At 65.6% G+C, this 23,963-nt stretch carries 13 protein-coding genes; 8 read left to right on the top strand and 5 right to left on the bottom strand.

The annotated features are described in order from the left end of the window. Nucleotides 1–227: 227 nt before the first annotated feature. Both AC1DB0_RS27535 and AC1DB0_RS27530 read right to left on the bottom strand, forming a co-directional pair. Entirely contained in the window at nucleotides 228–2,513 is a 2,286-nt protein-coding gene (locus AC1DB0_RS27535) for a molybdopterin-dependent oxidoreductase (RefSeq protein ID WP_476758310.1), read from the bottom strand. Nucleotides 2,514–2,525: 12 nt separating this feature from the next. Then, a complete protein-coding gene (locus AC1DB0_RS27530) occupies nucleotides 2,526–3,698 on the bottom strand; it encodes a M20 aminoacylase family protein (RefSeq protein ID WP_175168713.1) in 1,173 nt (390 codons plus the stop codon). 193 nt (nucleotides 3,699–3,891) lie between these two features. Between AC1DB0_RS27530 and AC1DB0_RS27525 the strand changes: the two genes are divergently transcribed. The 5 genes from AC1DB0_RS27525 to AC1DB0_RS27505 are packed head-to-tail and all read left to right on the top strand — an operon-like array spanning nucleotide 3,892 to nucleotide 8,967. Continuing rightward, on the top strand, nucleotides 3,892–5,421 hold the full coding sequence (locus tag AC1DB0_RS27525) for an ABC transporter substrate-binding protein (protein ID WP_476758311.1): 1,530 nt from the start codon (nucleotides 3,892–3,894) through the stop codon (nucleotides 5,419–5,421). Nucleotides 5,422–5,427: 6 nt separating this feature from the next. Further along, nucleotides 5,428–6,351 carry an ABC transporter permease gene (locus AC1DB0_RS27520; RefSeq protein ID WP_476758312.1) on the top strand — a complete coding sequence of 308 codons (924 nt, stop codon included), beginning with the start codon at nucleotides 5,428–5,430 and terminating at the stop codon, nucleotides 6,349–6,351. After that, nucleotides 6,351–7,166, top strand: coding sequence for an ABC transporter permease (locus tag AC1DB0_RS27515; protein ID WP_175168710.1), 816 nt, complete (start codon nucleotides 6,351–6,353; stop codon nucleotides 7,164–7,166). Before AC1DB0_RS27520 ends, AC1DB0_RS27515 begins: the two co-directional genes overlap by 1 nt. Beyond that, entirely contained in the window at nucleotides 7,166–8,161 is a 996-nt protein-coding gene (locus AC1DB0_RS27510; RefSeq protein WP_476758368.1) for an ABC transporter ATP-binding protein, read from the top strand. The genes AC1DB0_RS27515 and AC1DB0_RS27510 overlap by 1 nt, the downstream gene beginning before the upstream one ends. Beyond that, entirely contained in the window at nucleotides 8,158–8,967 is an 810-nt protein-coding gene (locus AC1DB0_RS27505) for an ABC transporter ATP-binding protein (protein WP_476758313.1), read from the top strand. Before AC1DB0_RS27510 ends, AC1DB0_RS27505 begins: the two co-directional genes overlap by 4 nt. On the opposite strand, the gene AC1DB0_RS27500 is transcribed toward AC1DB0_RS27505, so the two are convergent. The 3 genes from AC1DB0_RS27500 to pgi all read right to left on the bottom strand — a co-directional run bounded on the left by AC1DB0_RS27500 (nucleotide 8,941) and on the right by pgi (nucleotide 12,279). Further along, entirely contained in the window at nucleotides 8,941–9,672 is a 732-nt protein-coding gene (locus tag AC1DB0_RS27500; protein WP_476758314.1) for a Crp/Fnr family transcriptional regulator, read from the bottom strand. The genes AC1DB0_RS27505 and AC1DB0_RS27500 overlap by 27 nt on opposite strands. Before the next feature lie 38 nt (nucleotides 9,673–9,710). Beyond that, nucleotides 9,711–10,427, bottom strand: coding sequence for a Crp/Fnr family transcriptional regulator (locus tag AC1DB0_RS27495; RefSeq protein WP_175168709.1), 717 nt, complete (start codon nucleotides 10,425–10,427; stop codon nucleotides 9,711–9,713). 193 nt (nucleotides 10,428–10,620) lie between these two features. Then, nucleotides 10,621–12,279: a glucose-6-phosphate isomerase gene (gene pgi, locus AC1DB0_RS27490; RefSeq protein WP_476758315.1), complete on the bottom strand. Its 1,659-nt coding sequence runs from the start codon at nucleotides 12,277–12,279 to the stop codon at nucleotides 10,621–10,623. 206 nt (nucleotides 12,280–12,485) lie between these two features. On the opposite strand from pgi, the gene AC1DB0_RS27485 reads away from it, so the two are divergent. The 3 genes from AC1DB0_RS27485 (at nucleotide 12,486) to AC1DB0_RS27475 (ending at nucleotide 23,899) form a co-directional block, all read left to right on the top strand. Beyond that, entirely contained in the window at nucleotides 12,486–21,242 is an 8,757-nt protein-coding gene (locus AC1DB0_RS27485) for a glycoside hydrolase family 94 protein (RefSeq protein WP_476758790.1), read from the top strand. A gap of 198 nt (nucleotides 21,243–21,440) precedes the next feature. Continuing rightward, entirely contained in the window at nucleotides 21,441–22,172 is a 732-nt protein-coding gene (locus tag AC1DB0_RS27480) for a FadR/GntR family transcriptional regulator (protein WP_175168706.1), read from the top strand. A 221-nt stretch (nucleotides 22,173–22,393) separates the two neighbouring features. After that, nucleotides 22,394–23,899, top strand: coding sequence for an ABC transporter substrate-binding protein (locus AC1DB0_RS27475; RefSeq protein WP_476758317.1), 1,506 nt, complete (start codon nucleotides 22,394–22,396; stop codon nucleotides 23,897–23,899). Nucleotides 23,900–23,963: the final 64 nt, after the last annotated feature.

Below are 23,963 nucleotides of genomic sequence, written 5' to 3'. Positions count from 1 at the left end.
ATGCGCAGCGGGGCACGATGTCGCAGTCGGTAAATAAGGAATCCGGAGTTTGCCGCGAGAAATCAGAACGTGCCGTTCTATTCATATGCCTGGGAAATGCTTGACGCGGTGGCCGACTACCGCATCAAGTCATAAGGCGAAGCACGCGACGCGCCCGCCCTTCCCTAGCTATGCCACGGCCTGGGTGGGCATCTGTGTTGGTATCTGCCTGCTGCCCGCTTTGCCAACTACGATGCCGCCTGCACCGCCGGGCTTTCCCACGCGCGATGCGGCGTGGCCGGCCCCGCGTAAGGCTCCACCTGCACCAGCGCCGTCTGCGCGCTGGGCCCTTGCGCCAGACGCGACGTGCCGATGTCCGCCGTCAAGGTATTGGGGTTGCCGTGGCGGTCCAGGTCGCCATCCGGGTCGGACCACGCGCCGGTGGACATCACCACCACGCCAGGCATCAAGCCCGCGTCCAGCTTCACGCCCGCCAGGCACGCCCCGCGCGCATTGAATACCCGGACCACGCCGCCGTCTTGAATGCCGCGCGCGGCGGCATCGTCCGGATGCATGGCGATGGGTTCGCAGCCCTGGATCTTGGCCGAGCGCGACAAGGCGGCCGGGTCCAGCTGGCTGTGCAGCCGGTGCCGCGGCTGGTTCGTCAGCAAGTGCAGCGGCCATTGCCCGGCTGCTTCCGCGCCCAGCCATTCCGACGGCGCCAGCCATACGGGATGCCCCGGGCAATCGGCATAGCCAAAGCCCGCCACCACGTCCGATGTGAGTTCGATCTTGCCCGAGGGCGTGCGCAGCCGATGCGCGTCGGGGTCGCGGCGGAAGGCTTCGAACAGCACGTACTGCGAGTCGGGCGGCGGGATTTCAGCGTGGCCGCGCGCCCAGAATTCGTCGAATGGCGGCAACACCACGCCCCGTTCGGCGCAGCCGCCCCGCATGCCTTCGTAGACGTGCCGGCACCAGCCCATTTCGTCGCGCCCGGCCGTGTACGTGTCATGAAAGCCCGCGCGCCGCGCGAGCTCGGCGAAGATATCGAAGTCGTTGCGCGCTTCGCCTTGCGGCGGCACGGCCCGGTGCATGGCGAACACATAAGGGTCGCGCGCGGAACCGCCCACGTCGCAACGCTCAAGCGAGGTCGTCGCCGGCAACACGATATCGGCGCGGCGGGCCAGCGGCGTCCACCAGGATTCGTGCACGATCACCGTTTCCGGTTTGCGCCACGCGTCGCGCAAGCGGTTTTGGTCCTGATGATGATGGAACGGGTTGCCACCCGCCCAATAGATCAGCTTGATGTCGGGATACGTGTGGCGCGCGCCATTGAATTCATATTCGGCGCCCGGCGCCAGCAGCATGTCGGTAATGCGCGCCACCGGAATGGCCAGTTGCGCGGGGTTCTTTGGCACAGGCACTTCGGGGCCAGGCACTTGCCTGCGCGGCTGGCCAATGCTGTTCAGCGACGCGTGGCCAAACGCAAAGCCGCCACCGGGCAAGCCGATCTGACCGGCCAACGCCGCCAGACCGATCAACGCCCAATACGGCTGTTCGCCATGCTGCGCGCGCTGCAACGACCACGCCGCCGTCAACAGGCTGCGCTGCGTGGCGATGCTGCGGGCCAAGGCGACGATGGTATCCGCCGGCACGCCGCAAATCCCTGACGCCCACGCTGCGTCCTTGGCTTGCCCGTCGGCCGCGCCCGTCAGATAGCCGGCCCAGGTATCCACGCCCACGCAATAGCGCGCCAGGAACGCGGTGTCGTGCAGCCCTTCTGCCAACAGCGTGTGCGCCATGGCCAGCATCAACGCGGTGTCGGTGTTGGGCCGGATGGGAATCCAATCGGCCGCGATGCCGTCGGGAATGTCGGCGCGCGTGGGGCTGATGACGGTGAGCCGGATGCCCGCCGCCTGCGCCCGCGCCAGCCAGCCGGGCAAGTTGTGCAGGCCCGCACCGCCAGAGGTGACCTGGCTGTTCTTGATTGGCATGCCGCCAAACGCCACGATGTGGCGCGTGTGGGCCAGCACGCTTTCCCAGTCGGTCACGTCGCCGCTGACGGGGCTGGTCGTGCCAATCACGTGCGGCAGCAGGAATTGCGCCGCGCCCCAGCTGTAGTTGCCCACCTGGTCCACGCAGCCGCCGCCCTGGAACAGGAAGCGGCGGATCAGGCTGCGCGCATGGTGCACGCGCCCGGCCGATGACCAGCCGTAAGACCCGCCAAAGATGCCCGCCGGCCCGTGTTGCGCGCGCACGCGCGCCAGTTCGCCCGCGACCAGATCCAGCGCATGGTCCCAAGACACTTCAACGTATTCATCGCCTTCGCGGTCGCGGTTGCCGTCAAGCCAGCCCTTGCGCACCGACGGCCGCTGAATACGTAAAGGGGAATGCAGCATCTCGGCAATCGACCCCAGCATGGGGGATGGAGACGGGTCCGGACCAAAGGGCTCGCAGCCCACGACGCGTTGGTTTTCAACAAGCGCGGTGAAGGCGCCCCAGTGCGCCAGGGACGGGTGACGGGTGCGGCTCATGGCGCGCTCCGTTCAGAGCGTGCCGCGGTCCTGGACCAGCCTGATCCAGAACGCCGCGCCATGGCTGATGGCTTGATCATTGAAATCGTAGTTGGGCGTGTGCAAGCCGAACGACGGGCCGTTGCCGAAGAAGACGAACGCGCCGGGCTTTTCCTGGAGCATAAACGAGAAATCCTCGCCGCCCATCACCGGTTTCATATTGTCGACAACGCGGTCAACGCCAACCAAGTCACGGGCAATGCGCACCGCATGCGCCGTCTGATCCGCATGGTTCAACGTCACCGGGTAGTCGCGCAGATACGTGAGCTTGGCCGTGGCGCCGAAGGTGCCGGCGATGCCTGCGATCACTTCCTTCATGCGCGTTTGCACCGTGTCCTGAATGACCGGGTTGAAGGTGCGCACGGTACCGCGCAACTGAGCCTTCTGCGGAATCACGTTGTCGGTTTCGCCGGCATGGAACATGGTGATCGACACCACCGCGCTTTCGTGCGGATGCACATTGCGCGACACAATCGTCTGCAACGCATTCACGATCTGCGTGCCGACGATGACCGTGTCCACGCCTTCCTGCGGGCGCGACGCGTGGCTGCCCCGGCCTTCGATGTCGATGGTGAAGCGGTCAGAGGCGGATGTGACCGGGCCGACGGTCGTCGAAAATTTGCCCAGCGCCAGGTTCGGCATGTTGTGCAGGCCATACACCTCGTCCACGTCAAAGCGCGTGAAGAGGCCATCGTCGATCATGGCCTTGCCGCCCGCCCCGCCCTCTTCAGCCGGTTGGAAGATGAAGACGGCGGTGCCTGCGAAGTCGCGGTCTGCCGACAAGTAGCGCGCTGCGGCCAGCAAGGTGGCGCTATGGCCGTCGTGGCCGCAGGCGTGCATGATGCCGGCGTGGCGCGACTTGTGCGCCACGTCGTTGGCTTCATGGATGGGCAAGGCGTCCATGTCCGCACGCAGGCCAATGTTGCGCCCCGGGCCCGCGCGCCGCCCGCGCAGCACCCCCACCACGCCCGTCTTGCCGATGCCCGTTTCAACGCGGTCAAAGCCGAACGCGTGCAGCTTGTCGGCGATGAAGGCGGCGGTGCCGTGCTCTTCGTAACGCAGCTCGGGCGCGGCGTGGAATCGGCGGCGCCACTCGCCGGCTTCGGCGACGACCTCGTTCAAGGTGTCTTCTGCTACTGCGTTCATGCGGGTTCCTTCAAGGGCTGCGCGCGCCGTGCCGACGCTCGGCCACGGGCGAAAACAAAGACGCGGATTATGGCAAGAAAGGCCCCCGCGCCGGCCGATCGATTCGACATATCGACATAGCAAATACGGCTAAGCGCTGCGTGTTCGCTCCTGTAGCATCGCTCGTCCTGTAAAACCTCAAGCGGTTGGTCTCATGTTCTCGTTTGGCAAGTCGGCAGTTCGTGGTGCGCTCGCAGCGGCGTTCATCCTGGGTCATCCTGCGTATGCAGGCCCGCAAGACAACACCGCTGTCGTGGCGCTGACGGAAGAAATGCCGAGCTTCGACGCGTACCTGAGCACGGCGCGCGAAGGCATCGTGGCCTCGCGCCAGCTGTACGACACACTGATCGAACGCAATCTGGCAACCGGTGAGTACGAGCCGTCGCTGGCCACCGCGTGGCGCCGCATTGACGACAAGACGTGGGAATTCGACTTGCGCCAAGGCGTCACCTTCCACAATGGCGACGCCTTCACGGCGGACGACGTGGTCTTCACCTTGCAGTACTACGCCCGCCCCGAATCGGGCGCGCGGTCGGCCAACTGGCTGGACTGGATTGCCAGCGTGGAAAAGGTGGATGACCACAAGGTGCGCATTACGTCCAAGGCGCCTTTCCCCGCAGCATTGGAATTCGTGTCCGGATCGCTGGCGATTTTCCCCAAGGCCTATTTCGAAAAGGTCGGGCAGCAGGCGTTTGGCAAGCAGCCGGTAGGCACCGGCCCCTTCAAGCTGGCCGCCGCACGCGGCAACGAATACGTGATGGAGAAGAACAAGGCCTATTTCGGCGGCGCCAAGGGCGTGGCGAAACTGGACCGCGTGACCGTGCGCGTCATCCCCGATGAAGCCACGCGCATCGCCGAAGTGATCGGCGGCAGCGTGGACTGGACGTGGAACCTGTCCGCCGACCAGATTCCGGCATTGCAGGCCGTACCGACGATCCAGGCGCAATTCGGTTCCACGCTGACCATCGCCACCATCCTGCTGGATGCGCGCGGCCGCGCCAGCGGCGAGAACAGCCCGTTGAAAGACGTGCGTGTGCGCCAGGCCATCAACCACGCCATCGACCGCAAGAAAATTGTGGAAACGCTGCTGGGCGGCGAAGGCAAGCAGTTGGCCACGCTGTGCCATCCGCTGCAATTCGGTTGCGACGAAGCGGCTGCCGTGGTCTATGACTACAACCCGGCCCGCGCCCGCGAACTGCTGGCGCAGGCCGGCTACCCCAAGGGCTTCAAGGTCAGTCTGTCGTCATTCCGTGACCGTCCGCGCGCCGAAGCCGTGAAGGCGTATCTGGCCGCCGTCGGCATCGACGCAAATCTGGAAATGCTGCAATCGCGCGCCAGCTTCAGCAAGTGGCGGGAAGGCAAGCTGGACCTTTGGTATGGCGACTGGGGCTCGTCGTCGATGTTTGACACGTCGGCATCGCTGTCGGCCTTTTTCAACTTCAGCCCGCAAGACGGCTTCCACGACGCCGAACTGCGCGACATTCTGCAGCGCGCCGACAACGCCATCGACGAAAAAACGCGCCGCGCGGAATACTCGCACGCCATCAAGCTGGCCGCCGAACGCGCCTACTTCGTGCCGATGCACACCATTGTGGTGGGCTACGCCACCGACAAGCGTCTGGCCTATCAGCCGTCGCCCGATGGCATCCCGCGCTTTTATCAGCTGGGCTGGGCCGCCAAGTAAACCGCCATGCTCTCTTTGCTTTTGCGGCGCGCCGGCTTAGGCCTGATGGTGGCGCTGACGGTTTCCTTGTTGTGTTTCGTGTTGTCGAACGTGGCGGTGGACCCCGCGCTGGCGCTGGCAGGCGACAGCGCCACCGAGGCCGACCTGCAAGCGCTGCGCGTGCGGTATGCGTTAGACCGGCCGCTGCCTGAACGCTACGCCGCGTATCTGGGGCGGCTGCTGGCGGGCGACCTGGGCACGTCGCAGCTGACGGGCGAACCCGTGTCGCGCATGTTGGCGGATCGCGTGGGCGTCACCGCCCTGCTGGCGCTGACGGCCATTCTGGTCGCGTTGGCGGTGGCGGTGCCTGCTGGCGTGATGGCGGCCGCCCATCGCGGCGGCTGGACCGACCGCGTCGTGTCGTTCGTGACCGCCGTCGTGCAGGCCATGCCCAGTTTCTGGGCGGCGCTGCTGCTGATCATCTTCTTCGGCGTGAAGCTGCGCTGGCTGCCGATTTCGGGCAGCGGCACGCTGGCGCATTACGTCATGCCCACGGTCGCGCTCAGCCTGTACGCGCTGCCGGCGCTCACCCGCCTGACCCGCAGCGGCATGGTGCAGGCGCTGGAATCCGACTACATCCGCACCGCGCGCGCCATGGGCCTGCCCACGCGCGTCATCCTGTTCAAGAGCGCGCTGCGCAACGCGCTGTTGCCCGTCGTGTCGCTGGGCGCGGTGCAGTTCGGTTTCATGCTGGGCGGCTCCATCGTGATTGAGTCCATCTTCGCCATCCACGGCATTGGTTATCTGGCGTGGCAGTCGATGATCCGCGCCGACATGCCCGTCATCCAGGCCGTCGTCCTGATGATTTCACTGACTTATATTGTGTTGACCTTTCTGTCTGATGTACTGAACACCCTGCTGGACCCCCGGCTGAAGCGGGCGGCCTCGTGATGCCGCGCCGACTGGGGTTTTATTGCGGCGTGGCGATCATCGCCGCGCTGGCGCTGATTGCCGTGTTCGGGCCGATGCTGCTGCCGAATGATCCGTTCACGCAGTCATTGGGCCAGCGCTTGGCGCAACCGTTCTGGCACGACAAGACCTTGCCCGCGCACTGGCTGGGCACGGATCAGCTGGGCCGTGATTATCTGGCGCGGCTGGTCTATGGCGCCCGGATCTCGCTGGCGATCGGTTTTGCGGTGGTGCTGGTGTCGGGCTTCATCGGCATTACCTTGGGGCTGATTGCGGGCTATGCGGGCGGCGTGGCGGATGCCGTCATCAGCTTCATCATCAACACGCGTATCAGCATGCCCATCGTGCTGGCGGCGCTGGCCATTGTGTCGGTGACGGGCAATTCGCTCACCACCGTAATTCTGGTCCTGGGCCTGTTGCTGTGGGATCACTTTGCGGTGGTGGCGCGCAGTGCGGCCATGCAGTTACGCAACGCTGACTATGTGACGGCCGCGCGCGCCATGGGGTGCTCGCACTGGCACATCCTGGTGCGCGAAATTCTGCCGAACATCCGCGGGCCGCTGCTGGTGATCGCCACCGTTGAAATGGCGCACGCCATTCTGGTTGAGGCCGCGCTGTCCTTTCTGGGGCTGGGCGTGCCGGCCCCCTATCCGTCTTGGGGGCTGATGCTGTCCGAAGCCAAGTCATTCATGTTCTTCAGCCCCTGGCTGATCGCGCTGCCCGGCGCGGCGCTGTTACTGCTGGTGCTGGGCATCAACCTGACGGGCGACGGCCTGCGCACGCGGCGGGAATCATGATGACGGCTTCCCACACTGCGCCCGTGCTGGATGTTCGGGACCTGCGCATTTCCCTTCCCACCCGCGCGGGGCTGCTGCAAGCGGTACGCGGCATTGACCTGCGCATTGAACGCGGGGCAACGCTGGGGCTGGTTGGCGAAAGCGGCTGCGGCAAATCACTGACGGCGTTGAGCCTATTGCGGCTGCTGCCGCGCGGCGCGCGCGTCGACGCCCAACGCATGACGTTCGATGGCGTGGACCTGCTCACCGCCCGCGACCGCCAGATGAATGCGTTGCGCGGCGACCGCATCGCCATGGTGTTCCAGGAACCCATGACGGCGTTGAACCCCACGTTCACCATCGGCCAACAGCTGATGACCGTGTACCGCAGCCATCGCGCGGATGGCGCGGCGGCTGCGCGTACACGTGCGCTGCATCTGCTGGAGCGCGTCGGCATTTCCAATGGCCCCGCGCGCCTGGACCAGTACCCGCATGAGCTGTCTGGCGGCATGCGCCAGCGTGTTCTGATCGCGATGGCCTTGATGTGCGAGCCGGAATTGATCATCGCCGACGAACCCACGACCGCGCTGGACGTCACCATTCAGAAGCAGATCCTGGAATTGCTGAAGACGCTGCAACAGGAAATGGGCCTGGCCGTCTTGCTGATTACGCACGACTTGGGCGTGGTGTCGCACTACACGGACGATGTGTCGGTGATGTACGCCGGCCAGATCGTGGAATCCGGCCCCACGGCGCAGGTGCTGTCGGCCCCTGCGCATCCGTACACGCAAGGTTTGCTGGACAGCATTCCGCAAGTGACGCGGCGGGTCTCGTCCGAACGCCTGGCCATCATTCCCGGCGTGGTGCCGGCGCTGACGCAAACGCCGGACGCCTGTGTGTTCGCGCCCCGCTGCCCTCACGCAGCTGACCTCTGCGCCGGGCCGCCGCCCATGCTGACCGCTTATGACAGCCAGCGCCTGCGCCGCTGCCATGCTCCCTTCGAGGCGCGCCCATGACCACGACCGACCTGGTTCGGGCTGACGCCCTGACCCGCCGCTACACCCGCCGCACCGCCTTCTGGAAACCGGCCGACGTCCACACCGCGCTGGACGCCGTGTCGGTCCACATCAACGCGGGCGAAGCGGTGGGCATCGTGGGGGAATCGGGTTCTGGAAAAAGCACGCTGGCGAAACTCCTGCTGGGTCTGGACGCACCCAGCGCGGGCGATGTCCAGCTCGGTGGCGAGCCGATTGCCGGCTTGTCGCGCCAGCAAATCGCCCGCATCGTGCAGCCGGTGTTTCAAGACCCGTATGGCTCGCTGAACCCCAGCTACACGGTCGAACGCCTGCTCGCCCTGCCGCTGCGGCTGCGTGCGGGCCGGGGCGAATCCGTGAACATTGCCACCGAAACCACCCGGCTGCTGGATCAAGTGGGCCTGCCTGCCCGCACGCGCGGCGCGTATCCGCATGCACTGTCCGGCGGCCAACGCCAACGCGTCGCCATCGCCCGCGCACTGGCGTTGCGGCCACCGCTGCTGATTTGCGATGAACCGACCTCGGCGCTGGACGTGTCGGTGCAGGCGCAGATTCTGAACCTGCTGCAAGACTTGCGGCGGGACTTGGGCTTGGCCTTGCTGTTGATCAGCCACAACCTGGGCGTCGTCGGCCATATGGTGGACCGGCTGTACGTGCTGCAACAAGGCAAAGTGGTGGAAGCCGGCACGACGGCGCAAGTCTTCGATGCGCCGCAACACCCGTATACGCAGCGGCTGTTTGCATCAGTGCTTGAGGTGAAGCTACCGGGGCAACGCCGCGCAGTGTAAGTGCAGCGCGTAGCTCAGCAGGTCTGCCGCATAGCAGTCGCACGCGGCGACTTCCAGGCCCACCCGGTCCAGGATGGCGATATGCCCACGGTGGTACGCAATCAGTTTGCGTTGCTGCAAGGCCGAGGCGGCCACGGTGACGCCCACCCGGCGCACGCCCAGCATGTGCGCCAGATACTCGTGCGTCAGGTGGAAGTGGTCGGCGTGCGCGCGGTCTTGCGTCATCAGCAGCCAACGCGCCAGCCGGCCCTCGACCAGATGGGAATGCATGCACGCCGCGGCCTGGGCCAGCTGCTGCAACGTCACCCCGGTGTAGCGGTTGATCAATTCACGCAACGCGTTGCTGGCCGCCATTTCGTGCCGGAAGCGGTTGGACGGCATCCGCAGCGCCACGCCGCTGCCCTGCACCACCGCGCGCAGTTGCGAGACATTGATTCCCAAGGCCACGTCGACGCTCCACATGCCCTCGTTACCGATCAGGCCGACTTCCAGCGCCACCCCGCGCTTGGGCGGCAGAATCAGCGAGATATAGCTGCCCGCCGGGAAATAGACATCCGCCATCTGCCCGCCGGGCTGCAACAGGCATTGGCCAAATTCCAGCTCAACGCGCTCAAACCGATCCAGCAAGGGCGCCCGTTCGGCCTCTGGCAATGCGTCCAGCAGCCGATTGGACACGCCTTCAAGCATGGGTGGGAGGTGCGGCACATTCTGCTCCAGGTTCCGGATTCCAGGTCAGGCGCGCATCACGTCAGCGCTTGGCCAAGCAGGCGTTCGTATTCTTGGCGGACGACGGTATAGCACTCGCACACGCGAGCCTCCAGGCCGGGCCGGTCGGTGACGGCGATGTGGCCTCGCCGGTATCGGATCAGGCCGGCTTCCTGCAAATGCCCGGCCGCTTCCGTCACGCCTTCCCGGCGCACACCCAACATGTTGGCGATGAGTTCCTGCGTCATGATGATTTCGTTTGAACGCAGCCGGTCCAGGCTCAGCAGCAACCACCGGCATAGCTGCTGGTCCAGCGAGTGATGCCGGTTGCAGACGGCGGTCTGCGCCATTTGCGTCAACAACGCCTGCGTGTAGCGCAACAGCAGATGCTGCATGGGGCCGCCGCGATAGAACTCGTCTTTCAGCACCTGCCCCTTCAGTTGGTAGGCCGACCCGGCGCTTTGCACGATGGCGCGGCTGGGCGTGGTTTCGCCGCCCATGAACAACGAGATGCCGACAATGCCCTCGTTACCGACCACGGCGATTTCGGTGGATGCGCCGTCTTCCATCACGCACAACAGCGACACGATGCAGTCGATGGGAAAGCAAACATGGCGCATGCGTCCGCCGGGTTCGTACAGCGCCTTGCCCAGCGGCATGGCGACCCGTTCTAGCTGCGGGAACAGGCGATCCATTTCATCAGGCGGCAACGCCGCCAGCAGATGATTCTGGGTGGGATGGTGGGTGTCAGGCATGATGGCTCCCTGCAACAAGCCTCATTGCAGCGCCCCGATGCTCGGGACGCCATCCGAAGGGGCTCCGATAGGCCTTACCCGCTCGGCAGGGGTAATCGGCAAGCGCTATGTGCGCTACCGAACGGAGTCATCCCAGGGTAGCGCACTCTTGGCGCGCCATCCCTCGCTATCTCTCCCCCTCCTCCTCATCCCTTTAGCCAAGACGGGCGTCCAGGGCTTTCTGCATCAGCGAGCGGGTGGAGCTGTCGTGGTTTTGCATGCCGGTGGTGCCCGCTTCAAGCTCCTGGACAATACGCAAGGCCAGCGTCTTGCCCAATTCCACGCCCCATTGATCGAACGAATCGATGTTCCAGATGACGCCTTGGGTAAAGGCGCTGTGCTCATACAGCGCAACCAGCGCGCCCAGCGTGCGCGGCGTCAGCCGCTTGGCCAACAGGGTGTTGCTGGGACGGTTGCCGGCCACGTGGCGGTGCCGCGCCGCCGGGGCCGCTTCACCGCCGTCGGCCACGGGCTGGCCAAACGCCAGCGCCTCGGCCTGCGCAAACATATTGGCCAGCAGCGCGTCATGCTGCCGGGGCGAGGCCGCAAGCGGCGTCAGAAATCCGATGAAGTCGCACGGCACGCACTGGCTGCCCTGATGCAGCAGCTGGTGAAATGAATGCTGGCCGTTCGTACCGCTCGCGCCCCAATACACCGGGCTGGTGTGCCCCGCGACATCGGCCCCGTCCTGCGTGACGGATTTACCGTTGCTCTCCATCATCAATTGCTGCACGTACGACGGAAAACGACGCAGAAAGTGGTCGTAAGGCAGGATGGCGACGGTTCGGGCGTCCAGGAAATTGTTGTTCCACACGCTCAGCAGCGCGTGCATGACGGGCAGGTTCCGCGCAAGCGGCGCATCGTGAAAGTGCATATCCATCTGATGACAGCCGGCCAGCATGTCATTAAAGCCCTCGGGCCCGATCGCGGCCATCAGCGTAAAGCCCATGGCTGAGCACAGCGAGAAACGTCCGTTGACCCAGTCCCAGATGTCGAACACCCGAAAAGGTGCGATTCCCTCTTGAATGGCCGCGCCCGGGTTGCCGGTGACGGCCAGGAAGTGGGCCGCCACAGCGGATTCGTCGTGCATGCTTTCCCGGCACCAGGCGCGCGCGGCGGCCGCGTTGTAGCGGGTTTCGGCGGTGTGCCATGACTTTGAACACAGGACGAACAGGGTTTCGCGCGCATCCAGATCGTACGTCGCCTGCTGGAAGTCCGCCCCGTCCATGTTGGATACGAAGCGGATATTCAGGCCGGGTTGCGCGTAGTGCTGCAACGCGGCGCAAGCCATCTCCACACCGATGGCCGACCCGCCAATGCCAACGTTGACGATGTTGCGGATGGGTTTACCCGTGCCGCCCAGGCAGGTTCCGGCGCGCACGGCGTTGGCCCACTCGGCCATCCGGTTGCGCACCCGCTGCACGGCGGGCGCGACTTCCCGGCCATCGATCTGCATGCTGGCGCCCGCGGGCAGCCGCAGCGCGGTGTGCAGCGCCGACCGGTGTTCACTGACATTGATGGCCTCGCCGTTGAACATGGCGTCGATGCGCGCCCGCACGCCGCGTTCGGCGGCCAGCTCTACCAGCCATTGCAGGGTCGCGGGGGTGACGCGTTGTTTGGAGTAATCCAGATACCATCCGGCCGCTTCCAGCGTCAGCCGCTCACCCCGGTTGGCGTCTTCAAGGAACAAGGCGCGTAGATGCATGGCGCGCATCGCATCCGCCTCGCCCGACAGCGCCGCCCAAGGGGGACCCGCAGGGGTCGCCGGGCTCGTTGCGGCGTCGCCCTGACCCGCAGATGCTTGTCTGTCCATGGCCTGCGCACCTCCATTCCGGCCTGCCTGCGTCGCGACGTTGCGCCCGCGCCTAGCCGGGGTTTGGGTCGGTTATGTCACAAGCGGCGCACGCCGTCCGTGCGGTAGCGCACAGAGCTCGCGCGCGCGCATGGTCACTCTATGGAGGGGACGCCGCCCGCCCGGGCGGCGCGCTGCCCCGACGGAATCCCCATGGCCACGTATCGATGAAACCCATAGATTGGCCCTCGCTAGAGGCCGCCCCCGAGTGGATAGACTTGTTCGCCCGCAGCAAGCCGACGCTTAGCGCCGCCAAGAGCGAACCGCCCTTGCGCGCCGAACTGTTCAACGCCGCGCAAATGGAAGCGCACGGCCAGGCGTTGGCGCACGAGCACGTGGTGGGCGCCTTCAGCGGGCAAGACAAGTTGCTGCCTCGCCTGACCGAAAACCAGACCTTGCTGGGCGAAGCCTGCGCGCTGCTGATGGAATCCATGCAGCAAAGCCGCCAGATCACGCCCGCCGATGAATGGCTGCTGGACAACTTCTACCTGATCGAAGAGCAGATCCGGCTGGCCAAGCGCCATCTGCCCAAGGGCTACAGCCGCAGCCTGCCCAAGCTGTCAGCGGGGCCGTCACAGGGCTTGCCGCGCGCCTACGACATTGCGTTGGAAATGATCTCGCATAGCGATGCGCGGATCGATGCCGCGGGCATCAACGCATTCGTTAGCGCCTATCAGACGGTGGCGCCGCTGCAATTGGGCGAACTGTGGGCCATCCCCATCATGATGCGGCTGGCCCTGATCGAGAATCTGCGCCGCGTGGCCATCCGCCTGGCCTACGCCAATATGAACCGCGGGCTGGCCGACACCTGGGCCGACGCCATGCGCAAAGCGGCCGAAGAAGACCCTACCAGCCTGATCCTGGTCATCGCCAACATGGCGCGTTCGAATCCGCCCATCGACGGCGCCTTCGTGGCGGAACTGTCCCGGCGGCTGCAAGGGCACGGCCCGGCGCTGGCGCTGCCCTTGACGTGGTTTGAGCAGCGCCTGGCGCAGTCGAACCTGACCATCGAGTACATGGTGGTAGCCGAAAACCAGCAACAGGCGGCGGACCAGGTCTCCATCAGCAACAGCATTGGCAGCCTGCGCGCGCTATCGACGACAAACTGGAACGAGTTTGTTGAAGACGTGAGCCTGGTGGAACGCACGCTGCGCCAGGACCCCGCCGGCGTCTATGCCGACATGGACTTTTCCACGCGGGATCGCTACCGGCACCGCGTGGAGCGCCTGTCCCAGGCTTCCCCCCATACCGAGATCGACATCGCCGAGCTGGCGATTGCGCTGGCGTCAGCGGCGGCCAGTGACCCCAGCCCCGACGCCGATCCTCGCCGCGCGCACGTTGGCTTCTACCTGACGGATCAGGGGCAGCGCGAGCTCGTGCAACAGGCGGCCGTGAGACAGAGCCTGCGTGCGCAGTTGGCGCGCCTGTCTCCCGCTTGCGCGCTGGCCGGCTATGCGGGCGCCATCGTCCTGCTCACGGCCGCCGCCAGCGCAATATTGGTGGGTATCGCACACGCGGCGGGCGTCGGCCCGTGGGCATTGGCGGCGCTTGCGGTGTTGTCGGTGGTGGCGACCAGCCATCTGGCCGTGGCCATCGTCAACTGGGCGCTAACCTGGCTCGTGCGGCCGCTGCGGCTGCCGCGCATGGACTACGCCAAACGCATTCCGGACGACGCGCGTTGCCTGGTCGCGGTGCCGTCCATGCTGATCGAACCCGATGATGGCGAACAACTGAGCGAAGCCCTGGAGATCCGCTTTCTGGCCAACCCCGGAGACAATCTCAGCTTTTGCCTGCTGACGGATTTCGCCGACGCGCAGACCGAACATCAGCCCGCCGATGCCTTGCTGCTGGAACGCGCCAAAGCGCATATCCAGGCGCTGAACCACAAGTACCGGCAGTTGGGCCGTAGCCCGTTCTTTCTGTTGCATCGGCCGCGCCGCTGGAACGAGCGGGAACAGGTCTGGATGGGCCGCGAACGCAAACGCGGCAAGCTTGCCGACCTGAACGGGCTGCTGCGCGGTCAGGGCGAGGGTGCGTTTTCCTGCCTGGTGGGCGATCTGGGTTGGCTGCCCAGCGTGAAGTACGTCATTACGCTGGACACCGATACCGATCTGCCCCGCGAGAGCGCGTGGAAGCTGGTGGGCACGATGGCGCATCCGCTGAATCAGCCCCGGTTCGATGCGGCCCGGCAACGGGTCACGCGCGGCTACGGCATCCTGCAACCGCGCGTGGCAGTCCGCCTGGCCGACCTGAGCGGCTCCGCCTATGCACGCCTGCATGGCGGGGACGCCGGCATTGATCCCTACACAAACACCGTGTCCGACGTCTATCAGGACATCTTCAAGGAAGGCTCCTTTATCGGTAAGGGCATCTATGAAGTGGACGCGTTCGAAGCGGCGCTGAAAGACCGCTTCCCCGACAACCGGGTGCTCAGCCACGACCTGCTTGAAGGTTGCTACGCGCGCTCGGGTTTGCTCAGTGATGTGCAACTGTTTGAAGGCCACCCTGCGCGCTACGCGTCAGACGTCAGCCGCCGCCACCGCTGGATACGCGGCGACTGGCAACTGCTGGGCTGGCTGTTCGGCCGCCCGCCTGCGACACCCGGCGCGCCTGCCAGCCAGCCGCTGCCGTGGCTGGCCCGCTGCAAGATCCTGGACAATCTGCGGCGCAGTCTGGTCGCCCCTTGCCTGGTGCTGCTGATGGCGCTGGGCTGGACGCTGCTGCCCTATCCGTGGTTGTGGACCACCGCCAGCCTGATGGTGCTGTTTCTGCCGGGCTTGTTCGCGTCGGCGATGGGCGCCGTGCGTAAAGAAGAAGACGTGGTGCTGGCGCAGCATCTGGCCGGCTGGGTGCCCTCGATCTTGCAGCAGCTTGCGCGCACCGCCTTTGCGCTTGCCTGCCTGGCGCACGAAGCGCTGTACAGCCTGGACGCCATCTTGCGCACCCTGTACCGGCTCACGGTATCGGGCCGGCGCCTGCTGGAATGGAAGCCGTCCAGCGTCACCAACCGCGAAGGCACCACGCGGGCCGGGCCCCTGCTGTTGTCCATCTGGGGCTCGCCGCTGCTTGCGCTGGCGATCGGCGCCTGCGTCATGCGGTGGAATCCATCCGCCTGGCCTGCCGCGTTGCCGGTGCTGGCGCTGTGGGCGTTGATGCCGCTGATCGCCCGGCGCCTGAGCCGGCCGCCTGCGGTGGCGAAAGCGGTGTTGACGCCCGCGCAGGAACAATTCCTGCGGCTGCTGGCGCGCAAGACCTGGTCCTTTTTCGACGGCCACGGCGGCGCCGAAGACAACTGGCTGATCCCGGACAACGTCCAGGACCGCCCGGCGCCCACCACTGCACACCGCACGTCCCCCACCAATCTGGGCCTGGCCCTGCTGGCCAACCTGGCCGCCTACGACTTCGGCTACCTGCAAGCCAGCCGGCTGCTTGAACGCACGCAGGCAACGCTGGGCACCATGGCGACGCTGGACCGCTACCTGGGCCACTTCTATAACTGGTACGACACCCTGACGCTCAAACCGCTGAACCCGCTTTACATCTCTACGGTAGACAGCGGCAATCTGGCGGGACACCTGCTGACGCTGCGGCCGGGACTGCTGGCGCTGGCCCAGGCGCCGATTCTGCATCCGCGCACCTTCGATGGCCTGGCCGACGCGTTGGGCGTGCTGCGCGAACATGTCGCCGCCGACCGCCATACGCCGTTGGACCGGATGGATCAGGCCTTGAAGGCCCTGCACGGTTCAAAAACCTTGGCCCAGGCCAAACAAGGCATCGACCGCGTGCGCGAACTGGCCTATGGGCTGCTCGACAGCTACGCCGGCCCCGCCCAGGCCGAAGCCCTGTGGCACTGCCAGGCCCTGCTGCGCCAATGCGAAGAAGCGCGCGACGAGCTGGCCCTGTTCACGCCATGGCGGGACGCGCCCGCAGGCGTCTCGTGGGACGGCCTGCCCGCCTTGCAGGCCATCCCCACGTTGCAGCAAGTGGCCGGCCTGCGCGCCACGCTGCTACCGGCGCTGCGAGCGCGCCTGGCCGCAGAAGACACGTCCGATGGCGAGCGCCTTTGGCTGCTGGAAACCGAACAGGCCGTGGCCATGGCGGGCGAACGCGCCGCCGAACGGTGCGCGGTGCTTGAGCGGCTGGCCGCCACCGCGGCCGAGATGGCCGTGGCGGAATATGGTTTTCTGTACGACAAGGGCAGCCGCCTGCTGGCCATCGGCTACAACCTGACGGAACGCCGGCGCGACGAAGGCCTGTACGATCTGCTCGCCTCCGAAGCGCGGCTATGCAGCTTTGTCGCCATCGCCCAAGGCCAGTTGCCCCAGGAAACCTGGTTCGCGCTGGGCCGGCAGCTGAACAACTCCCCGGGCGGCCCTGTGCTGCTGTCCTGGAGCGGGTCGATGTTCGAATACCTGATGCCCCGACTTGTCATGCCGTCCTACCCGCACACGCTGCTGGACCAGACCTGCCAGTCCGCCGTGCGCGCGCAGATCGAATACGGCGACAAGCTGGGCATTCCGTGGGGCATGTCCGAAAGCGCCTACCACCTGTTCGACGCCGCCATGAACTACCAGTACCGCGCGTTCGGCGTGCCCGGCCTGGGGCTCAAACGCGGCTTGGCCGATGACGTTGTCGTCGCCCCCTATGCGTCGATGCTGGCGCTGATGGTGGCGCCGGATGCCGCCTGCCGCAACCTGCAACGCCTGGCCAAAGACAAAGTGCTTGGCCGCTATGGCCTGTACGAAGCCGTCGACTACACCGCGCGCCGCCAGCCGCCCGGCAAAAGCAGCACCATCATCTATGCCTACATGGCCCATCACCAGGGCATGGGCTTTCTGTCTATGGCAAGCGTGTTGCTGGGGCGCACGATGCAGGCGCGCTTCGAAGCGGACCCCTCGTTTCAGGCCACGATGCTGCTGCTGCAAGAGCGCGTGCCACGGGCGGCGGCGGCCCACTCCAAGGGAGCGGAACTTGCCGTCATCCGCAGCACGCCCGCAGGGCAAAACGAAGTGTCCGTGCGCGTGCTGGATACCGCCGACACGCCCATCCCCGAAGTGCAGTTGCTGTCCAACGGCCGGTATCACGTCATGGTCACCAACAGCGGCGCGGGCTCCAGCCGCTGGAAAGACCTGGCCGTCACACGGTGGCGCGAAGACAGCACCTGCGACAACTGGGGCACCTTTTGCTATCTGCGCGACACCATCAGCGGCAAGCTCTGGTCCACGGCTTTCCAACCGACCCTGACACGGCCCGATCACTACGAAGTCATCTTTTCGGAAGGCCGCGCGGAATTCAAGCGCACCGACCACGAGATCGACACGCACACCGAAATCGTCGTTTCCCCGGAAGACGATATTGAATTGCGGCGCGTCCACCTGACCAACCGCAGCCGTGAAACGCGTACGCTGGAAGTCACTTGCTATACCGAAATTGTCATCGCGCCCGCCATGGCCGACGAACTGCACCCCGCCTTCAGCAACCTGTTCGTGCAAACTGAAATTCTGCCGGCCGAGCGCGCCACTCTGAGCACCCGGCGCGCCCGCAATCCGGCCGATAGCCCGCCGTGGATGTTCCAGTTGCTGGCAATCCATGGCGGCAAGCCCGGTGACGCGTCCTATGAAACGGACCGCGCGGTGTTCCTGGGCCGCGGCCGCTCCACAGCCAACCCGCGGGCCATGGACGCAAGCGGCCCGCTGTCGGGTAGCGAAGGGCCGGTGCTGGAGCCGGTATCCGCCATCCGCTGCGCCATCACGCTGCAACCTGAACAAACCGTCGTGGTTGATCTGGTGCAAGGCGTGGGCGACAGCCGCAGCGCGTGCACCCACTTGATCAGCAAGTATCAAGACCGCCACCTGGCCGACCGTGCGCTGGAACTGGCATGGACGCACGCCCAGGTCATCGTGCGGCAGTTGAACGCAACCGAGGCCGATGCGCAGTTGTACGCCCGCCTGGCCAACGCCATCGTCTATCAGAACCCCGCGCTGCGCGCCGACGCCGCCACGCTGCTGAAGAACCGCCGCGGGCAATCAGGGCTGTGGGGCTACGCGATCTCGGGCGATTTGCCCATTGTGCTGTTGCGCATCAAGGACCCGGCCAACTTTGAACTGGTCCGTCAATTGGTGCAGGCGCACGCCTACTGGCGGCAAAAAGGCGTGGCGGTGGACCTGGTGATCTGGAACGAAGACACGGGCAGCTACCGTCAAGCCCTGCAAGACCGCATGATGGGCTTGATATCCGCCGGGGTGGAGTCGCACATCATCGACCGTCCGGGCGGCATTTTTGTGCGGCCGGGGGATCAGATTTCGGAAGAAGACCGGACGCTGCTGCTGGCCGTCTCGCGGGTGTCGCTCAGCGATGCGTTGGGGTCCTTGTCGAACCAGGTGAACCGCCTGGCATTGCCTGAAAGCCGTGTCGCGCCCCTGGTTACGTCGACACCGCCCTTGCCGCCCAGCGCCTATGTCCCGCCTGCTGCGGCCCCCGCGGATCTGCTGCACGGCAACGGGCTGGGAGGCTTCACGCCCGACGGCGAGGAATACGTCATCACCACGTCGGACGATCAGCGCACGCCCGCCCCCTGGGTCAACGTCATCGCCAATKCCCAGTTCGGCACCGTGGTGTCTGAAAGCGGACAAGCCTACAGCTGGAGCGGCAACGCGCATGAATTCCGGCTGACCCCCTGGCGCAACGACGCCGTCACTGACGTCTGCGGCGAAGCCTTCTACCTGCGCGACGAAATCAGCGGCCACATCTGGTCGGCCGCGCCTTATCCCGCAGGCGGCGCGTCGGCCTATGTCACCCGCCATGGCTTTGGCTACACCGTGTTCGAGCACGTGGAAGACGGTATCGAATCCCGGCTGTGCGTGCATGTGGCCCTGGAAGCGCCCGTGAAGTTTTATTCCCTGACCGTGCGCAACCGCTCAGGGCGACGCCGCCGCTTGTCGGTCACGGGGTATGTGGAATGGGTGCTGGGCGACCTGCGCTCCAAGTCGGCCATGCACGTCACGACCGAAGTCGATGCGCAGACCGGCGCACTGTTTGCCCGCAATAGCTTCAACACCGACTTCGCGCGGCACGTAGCGTTCTTCGACACCAGCAGCGCTGCGCGCAGCGTCACCGGCGACCGCAAGGAATTCATTGGCCGCAACGGCACGCTGCGCCACCCGCAAGCGCTGCGCCGCAGCGTCTTGTCCGGACGCACCGGCGCCGCGCTGGACCCGTGCGCCGCCATCCAGGTTCCCGTCACGCTGGATGAGGGCGAAGAAGAACAGGTGGTTTTCCATTTGGGCGCGTCGCCGCAAGGCAAGGAACACGCAAGCGAACTCGTGCGCCGCTACCGCGAGGCCGGCGCGGCGGCCAACGAACTGGAAGCCGTGCGGCAGTATTGGCGCGACACGCTGGGCGTCGTGCGCATCCAAACGCCCGACGCCGCCTTGAACACGCTGGCCAACGGCTGGCTGCTTTACCAAACCCTGGCATGCCGCATGTGGGCGCGCAGCGGGCACTATCAGTCGGGCGGCGCGTATGGCTTCCGAGACCAGTTGCAAGACGTGATGGCGCTGACCACGGCACGCCCGGAACTGACGCGCGAACACCTGTTGCGCAGCGCGGCCCGCCAATTCGTCCAGGGCGACGTGCTGCATTGGTGGCATCCGCCCTCCAATCGCGGCGTGCGCACGCGGTGCTCTGACGATTACCTGTGGCTGCCATTCGCCGTCAGCCACTATGTCGAACTCACGGGCGATATGGGGGTGCTGACGGAAGACGTGGGCTTTATCGAAGGCCGCGCGCTCAACCCGGGCGAATCATCCAACTACGATCACCCCAAGCCGTCGCGCGAGTCCGCCACGCTTTACGCCCATTGCACACGCGCGCTGAACCACGCCTTGAGCCAATTTGGCATGCATGGTTTGCCCCTGATCGGGTCTTGCGACTGGAACGACGGCATGGACAAGGTCGGCGATGCCGGCCGCGGCGTCAGCGTCTGGCTGGGATTCTTCCTGCATGACACCCTGAACCGCTTTGCCCGGGTAGCACGCGCGCACGCCGACCTGCCGTTCGCCGCCTATTGCGAATCCGTGGCGCGCCAGCTGGCGCTGGACCTGGAGCAAGCCGGCTGGGACGGCCAGTGGTATCGCCGCGCCTATTTCGACGACGGCACGCCGCTAGGATCGGCGCAGAACCTGGAATGCCAGATCGATTCCATTTCGCAAAGCTGGGCGGTGCTGTCCGGCGTGGCCCCGCCGGAGCGCGCGCAGTCCGCCATGCAGGCGGTGGCCAACCGGCTGGTCGATGACAAGCTTGGCCTCATCCGGCTGCTGACGCCCTCGTTTGACACCGCCCCGATGAACCCGGGCTACATCCGGGGCTATGTGCCGGGCGTGCGCGAAAACGGCGGCCAATACACCCATGCCGCCATCTGGACCGCCATGGCCTTCTGCACCTTGCGCGACGAGGCCCGCGTCGGGTCCCTTCTGCACATGCTGAACCCCATCCACCATGCGGACTCGCCAGCGGCCGCCGCGCGCTACAAGGTCGAACCCTACGTCATGGCCGCCGACATCTACACCACGCCCGGACAGCTGGGCCGAGGGGGCTGGACCTGGTACACGGGCTCTTCCGGGCTGATGTACCGGCTGATCCTTGAGTCTGTGCTGGGGATGCGGCTACGCGCCGGCACGCTCAGCTTCTTGCCCTGCCTGCCCAGCGACTGGAACACGTTCACGCTCAGCTACCGGCACGGCCGCTCCACCTATACCGTGACCGCGCAACGGGGCGATGGCGAAGGCGATGGCGCCGCGCGCGTCACGCTGGATGGGGTGATCCAGGAAGACGGCATCATCACGCTGGAAGACGATGGCCAACATCGGCAAGTCCATATCGAGCTTCCGCGCGTGCAGACTCGGCTGCTGGCTGAACATGGCTAGTGGTTTTCCCTGAAAACCACCAAAAACAGCCGTTAACGGATTCCCAAGCCCCACGCCGTCCGGTACATTTCGTCCAGTGGCCTGACCACTGGACCATCAGGCAGCCAAACAGAAATCAGGGCCTTGCCCCGTCGCAGAAGACATCCCCGCCCCAGACCTATTACCCTCTAGCCCCCGAACCCTTCAACGCATCCCACGATGACTTCCCTTCAGGCCGTAGCCTCGACCCGCCTTTACCGCATGATTGCCGACCAGATCGCCGCGCGCATCAAGGCGGGCGACTTTCCCGCAGGCGGCCGTTTGCCCGCCGAGCGCGAGCTGGCCGAGCAACTGCAAGTGAGCCGGGCGTCAGTGCGCGAGGCCCTGATTGCGCTGGAAATCGAAGGCTATGTGGATGTGCGCGTGGGCACCGGCGTCTTTGTCTGCCCGCCGCGTGAAGATGGCAAGTACCAGGAAGCCGCCCAGCCCGCAGCGGCCGACAGTGTCGAAGCCACCGACATCGGCCCCTTTGACTTGCTGGAAACGCGGCTGCTGATCGAACCCGAATGCGCCGCGCTGGCCGCGCAAAAGGCGTCGCCCGCACAAATTGCCGCCATCCGCGCCGCACACGACGGCATGTCGCTGACCGAATCGCCCAGCGTGCACGACCGCGCGTTCCATAGCGCCATTGGCGCGGCCTGCGGCAACGCCGCGCTGGCCGCCGCCATTTCGCACATCTGGCACTTGAGCACATTGAGCCCGGTGTTTCACCGGCTGGAAGAACACTTCGTGACCACCAAGGTGTGGAGCGAAGCGCAGAAAGAACACGAACGCATCCTCGCGGCCATCGTCGACCGCGATCCCATCCGCGCCCGCCACGCCATGCACGACCACCTGGTCGGCATCCTGGCGCGCTTGCGCGAAGACTTCGGCAACGTTGGGATTCGATGATTTGATGACCCGCTAACGTCAACGGCCTGACGCCCGGGCCGCCCCCCTTACCGACCGTGTGCATGCACCGCCGGCGCGAAAAGCGCTGCTTGCGGCAAGGGGATCGGCTTGTCTGTTGAAACGCGAATTTGCAAGACCGTGCAAGACCCGCAAGACCAGGAAGTCCAGCAAGACCCGTACTACCCGTAGTCCAAATACTTAAAACATATCAAGGTGAAAACATGCAGCTGACCCGTACCGTGAAGCTAGTGAGCGCGGCGCTATTGGCGCTAGGCGCCCATGCCGCCCAGGCCAACAAGGCTGACAACTCCCTCAACATCGCCTTCGACGCGGCGCCCGCCACGCTGGACGCGTACAAGGAATCGGACCGTCCCGGCCTGGCGCTGGCGCGCATGGTCTTCTCGGGGCTGCTGCAAAAGAATCAGGACACGGGCGAGTTCGGCCCGGCCATCGCCACGGGCTACAAGTTCGTGGACGACACCACCATTGAACTGCCCATCCGCCGCGATGTGAAGTTTCACGACGGCTCGCTGTTGACCATCGACGACGTGCTGTACACGTTGAACCTGGTGTCGTCCGACGCCTTCAAGGCGCGCTTCCAGAACCAGGTGGCGTGGATTGCCAAAGCGGAAAAAGTCGGCGATGACACCGTGCGCATCAAGATGAAGACGCCCTACCCGCTGGCGCTGGAAATGCTGTCGGAGAACCTGCCGATCTACCCGCGCAAGTACTACGAAGCCAATCAGTCCGACATGGGCGCCAAGCCCATTGGCACCGGCCCCTACCGCCTGACCGACAGCCAGCCCGGCAGCCGCTACGTGTACGAACGCTTTGACGGCTACTTCGGCGCCAAGCCCGCCGTGCAAAAGCTGGTGGTGCGCGTGCTGCCCGACGCCAATACCCAATACGCCGAGCTGCTGTCCGGCGGCCTGGACTGGATCTGGCGCGTGCCGCCGGACGTGGCCAAGCGCATGGAGAAGACGCCGTCTGTCACAGTGAAAAGCAGCAGCATCATGCGCATCAGCTATATCTCGCTGAACCCGCGCATGGACGACGGCAAGTCGCCGCTGGCCAAGCAGGAAGTGCGCCAGGCCATCAACTACGCCATCGACCGCGAAGCCATCCGCAAAGCGCTCGTTGGCGGCGCGTCCAAGGTCATCAACGCGGCCTGCAACCCGGCCCAATTCGGTTGCTCGGCCGACGTGCAAACCTACAAGTTCGACCCCGCCCGCGCCAAGCAATTGCTGGCGTCGGCCGGCTACCCCAACGGCATCACGCTGGATCTGGTGATCTCGGCGCCGCCGCGCAGCATTCTGGATGCGGCCGCCGCGCAAATGGCGCAAGCCGGCATCAAGGTGAACCTGGTTGAACAGCAATACGGCACCGCCATGACCAACTGGCGCGACGGCAAGATCGCCATGCTGTCGTCCAACTGGGGCTCGTACGGTATTGCCGATGCGGCGCTGTCCACCAGCAACTTCTTCCGCGGCGGCCCGGACGATCAGGCCCGCAACCCGGAAGTCATCAAGTTGCTGGAAGCGGCCGATACGTCGGTCGACCGCGACCTGCGCGCGAAGAACTACGCCGCCGCGCAGAAGATCGTGGCCGAGCAGGCGTACTGGGTGCCGCTGTGGAGCCACTCGCTGAACGCCGTGCAGGCCAAGGACCTGAATTTCTCGGTGGACGGCGACGAATTCCCGCGCTTCTACAAGGCCACCTGGAACTGATCCGGGCGGCAAACGCACCAGCCGCTGTGCCAGTCTGGTCCGGGCGCCGAACGCGCCCCGGGCG

The sequence above is a fragment of the Achromobacter sp. 10T422 genome (assembly GCF_056394065.1).
The sequence above is the reverse complement of the archived record's forward strand: the minus strand, read 5'-3'. Positions and strand labels throughout refer to the sequence as shown.

Bases quoted from the DNA above. Each gene is read 5' to 3' on its own strand.
- AC1DB0_RS27535 (WP_476758310.1), bottom strand. From the start codon at position 2,513: ATGAGCCGCACCCGTCACCCGTCCCTGGCGCACTGGGGCGCCTTCACC.
- AC1DB0_RS27530 (WP_175168713.1), bottom strand. From the start codon at position 3,698: ATGAACGCAGTAGCAGAAGACACCTTGAACGAGGTCGTCGCCGAAGCC.
- AC1DB0_RS27525 (WP_476758311.1), top strand. From the start codon at position 3,892: ATGTTCTCGTTTGGCAAGTCGGCAGTTCGTGGTGCGCTCGCAGCGGCG.
- AC1DB0_RS27520 (WP_476758312.1), top strand. From the start codon at position 5,428: ATGCTCTCTTTGCTTTTGCGGCGCGCCGGCTTAGGCCTGATGGTGGCG.
- AC1DB0_RS27515 (WP_175168710.1), top strand. From the start codon at position 6,351: ATGCCGCGCCGACTGGGGTTTTATTGCGGCGTGGCGATCATCGCCGCG.
- AC1DB0_RS27510 (WP_476758368.1), top strand. From the start codon at position 7,166: ATGACGGCTTCCCACACTGCGCCCGTGCTGGATGTTCGGGACCTGCGC.
- AC1DB0_RS27505 (WP_476758313.1), top strand. From the start codon at position 8,158: ATGACCACGACCGACCTGGTTCGGGCTGACGCCCTGACCCGCCGCTAC.
- AC1DB0_RS27495 (WP_175168709.1), bottom strand. From the start codon at position 10,427: ATGCCTGACACCCACCATCCCACCCAGAATCATCTGCTGGCGGCGTTG.
- pgi (WP_476758315.1), bottom strand. From the start codon at position 12,279: ATGGACAGACAAGCATCTGCGGGTCAGGGCGACGCCGCAACGAGCCCG.
- AC1DB0_RS27480 (WP_175168706.1), top strand. From the start codon at position 21,441: ATGACTTCCCTTCAGGCCGTAGCCTCGACCCGCCTTTACCGCATGATT.
- AC1DB0_RS27475 (WP_476758317.1), top strand. From the start codon at position 22,394: ATGCAGCTGACCCGTACCGTGAAGCTAGTGAGCGCGGCGCTATTGGCG.